The sequence below is a fragment of the Vibrio sp. OPT46 genome (genome assembly GCF_015163535.1).
GTDB lineage: Bacteria > Pseudomonadota > Gammaproteobacteria > Enterobacterales > Vibrionaceae > Vibrio > Vibrio alginolyticus.
The window spans coordinates 40,889-43,908 of sequence record NZ_JADDYG010000093.1 but is presented as its reverse complement, the minus strand read 5'-3'; the positions used below and the strand labels follow the sequence as shown (position 1 = coordinate 43,908).

General features: G+C 42.5%; 3 protein-coding genes. 1 reads left to right on the top strand and 2 read right to left on the bottom strand.

Annotated features, from left to right (window positions below):
• Both IQR33_RS04430 and norR read right to left on the bottom strand, forming a co-directional pair.
• On the bottom strand, positions 1-456 hold a 456-nt coding region (locus IQR33_RS04430; protein ID WP_193843543.1), incomplete at its 3' end, for a transcriptional regulator.
• A gap of 399 nt (positions 457-855) precedes the next feature.
• Positions 856-2,388 carry a nitric oxide reductase transcriptional regulator NorR gene (gene norR, locus IQR33_RS04425; RefSeq protein ID WP_025768529.1) on the bottom strand — a complete coding sequence of 511 codons (1,533 nt, stop codon included), beginning with the start codon at positions 2,386-2,388 and terminating at the stop codon, positions 856-858.
• Between the two features lie 190 nt (positions 2,389-2,578).
• Between norR and IQR33_RS32300 the strand changes: the two genes are divergently transcribed.
• Positions 2,579-3,020, top strand: a 442-nt coding sequence (locus IQR33_RS32300) for an MBL fold metallo-hydrolase (protein WP_228013758.1), incomplete at its 3' end; no start/stop codon positions are given.

The following is a 3,020-nucleotide window of genomic DNA, read 5'->3' as shown; positions in this document are numbered from 1 at the left end:
TTCAGATATTTGTTGCTCTGATAAGCCTCCGAAGTCAACGTTATCTTGGTGAATATCTTGATTTTTTATCATAAAAACAACAGGGAAATCGTCAGGGAATGGGAATTTTATAGGATAATCGGTATTAGTGAATGGAATATCGCAGAAATCGTTTACATCGCAAGGATACCAAGAGTTATTGGATAAGTAATAACCAGTTATCTTACATATAGCTTCAAGCAAGTAAGCATAGGCGTAACCCAAGTGACTGTATTTTATCTCTTCAGACAACATTTGCATAAGAAGCTCTTCAGCTCGGATGCTTTCGCCACTACTTTCCAGCATTTCATTAATCACCTTAAAGGAGTCTTGACACCTTTCCATTATGGCTTTTTCTAGCTCTGGATTACGCTCATTCTTTAGTACGTTAAAAACCTTTTCAGTATCTAATGAATATACTGTCGCCCCATATCCCATATTTTATTCTCCTCACTTTTATACAGTTAAATTCATTTAAGTGTTTTTTATCGAAGGGATTATATTTTGATGTTTTTTGAAGGTAAAGTGTATATATAGAGGTTGTATTTATTATGATGAACTTTGAAAGTTTAGATTCTTAAAATAAATACTATATATTTAATTTTATTAGATCTAGCTCATAAAAATACCTTAACTATTATTGTGTTTATTGTTAAGGGTTATTAAATCTGTGAGGTGGTTCAAGACAATAAAATTTAGAAGAAAATACCGTCAAACTTAGGTAGCTATTCTATCTGAGCACTCAGCCCACTACTTATGGTGGGCTGAGTGCACGGTTGGGCATCAGGCACATTATTTGGCGATGAATATGCCATATTAGGTGATATTCGTTAGTGTCTATTTTATCCCTAGGCGTTTTGCTAAGCGGTGTAAATTACCGTTATCTAATTCAAGCTGACGTGCAGTTGCTGCCCAGTTACCTTGGTTCTCTTCCAGAGCTCGAACAATCATCGCTTTTTGGAAGGCATCTGTGGCAGGCTTCAATCCGCCTTCTGGTAGCTCAAGCCAAGAGTTTTGTTCCGCTTCTTCAATGTTCTTGATGTTCTGATTCGGCGTTCTAATATCAAAATCTTGCTCAACCAACTCAATGTCCAAGGCGTGAGTACGCGCTTTTGCCAAAACACCGGCACGTTTAATGACATGTTCAAGCTCTCGCACGTTGCCTGGCCATGAATAGTCTTTGAGTGCCTGCACCAAAGTGGGGGACAAACGAATGCTGTTCAATCCCAATTTGCTTCTTAAGCTCTCAGCGAAAAAGCCTGCGAGTAATACCACATCGTCTTCACGTTCACGAAGAGGTGGAACATGAAGCGGGAAGACGCTTAGACGATGATACAAGTCGGCTCGGAAGCGACCAGCAGTCACTTCTTCATGCAATATACGGTTAGTAGCGGCGACAATGCGTGTGTTGACTCGAATATGGCGGTCATCACCCACACGTTGAATGTCGCCGTATTGTAGGGCTCGAAGTAACTTGGCTTGCAGCTCTAACGACAGTTCGCCGACTTCATCCAAAAACAGTGTGCCGCCATCGGCTTGTTCGAACTTACCTTTACGATTGCTGATTGCGCCTGTAAATGCGCCTTTGATATGGCCGAACAACTCGCTTTCCGCGACTGATTCCGGCAGCGCTGCACAGTTGAGGTAAACCAAAGTATTGTTCGAGCGGCTAGAGCGATGGTGAATAGCGCTGGCAACCAACTCTTTACCTACGCCCGTTTCTCCCATGACCAACACAGACAATTCCGTATCGGCGACTGCATCAATCTGCTCTTGAAGATTCTTCATGCCCTGAGAGTTGCCAATGATTTCGTTACTTAAGGTGCGCTTCTCGGCGTAAGAGTCGCGTGGCAGGCTCGCTTGTGTCTCTAGTTGTTCTAGTAGGAGTGCAGTGTGAAGGCCACCTGCTGCCAACGCGCTGACAAAACGTAACTCTTGGTTGCGTAGCCCATCAAATTGGTTGGGGTCGAAGGCGTCAATCGTAATGGCACCAATCAGTTGATCGTCGATCAGCAGAGGTAAACCAATGCAGGAATGGACATGCAGTTTGTCATCGTGGTTTGGAATCAAGCCGTCGTATGGATCAGGTAAGTCGCTGTCGGAGGGAAAGCGCACGATATCGCCTGCTCGGGCAATGGCTTCTAACCTTGGGTGCTGCTCAATGGAGAAACGGCGTCCAAGGACCTCTTTCGCCAATCCATTGATCGCTAAAGGTTTAAAGTGCTGGTCTTCATACAAAAGAAGGGCAGAAGAGTCACACTTCAATACCTCTCGAATCGTGGTTAATAACGTGTCAAAGCGAGCTTGTTGAGTGAGCGCCGAGTTAAGGTCTTGCGTGATGTGTAGCCATTGCGCGATTAAAGAAGTCATAGCCAATACCGATTGTGTCAATATGACTATTGTAGTGTCTTAATGACAATTTTCAACTGTGTCTAAATGACACTTGTTAAAGTTGATTTTTAATTAAGGTGTTGAAATATATAGTAATTAAAAGTTGGCACGCCCGGTGCAATACAAGAAGAAATTATTTTTGTTTATCCCGTCATTCAAGGTAGTAATTATGACAATTCACGTAAAAAACAACATTCACTGGGTAGGTCAACGCGATTGGGAAGTTCAAGACTTCCACGGTACAGAATACAAAATGACAAAAGGTACCAGCTACAACAGTTATCTAATTCGTGAAGAGAAAACCGTATTGATTGATACGGTCGATCATCGATTCAGTCAACAATTCATCCAAAATTTAGAAATGGAAATCGACCTTAAGTCTATCGACTTTATTGTGGTAAACCATGCAGAAGAAGATCACTCAGGCGCATTGTCGGCATTGATGGAGAAAATTCCGAACACGCCAATTTACTGTACAGAAGCGGCGATTGATTCGATTGTGGGTCATCACCACCATCCTGAGTGGAACTTCAAAACCGTAAAAACGGGCGATAGCATCGATATTGGTAACGGTAAGCAATTGGTCTTCGTGGAAGCACCGATGCTGCATT

What these genes read in the sequence shown, in the direction of transcription:
- norR (WP_025768529.1), bottom strand. Translation starts at nt 2,388, where the DNA reads ATGACTTCTTTAATCGCGCAATGGCTACACATCACGCAAGACCTTAAC.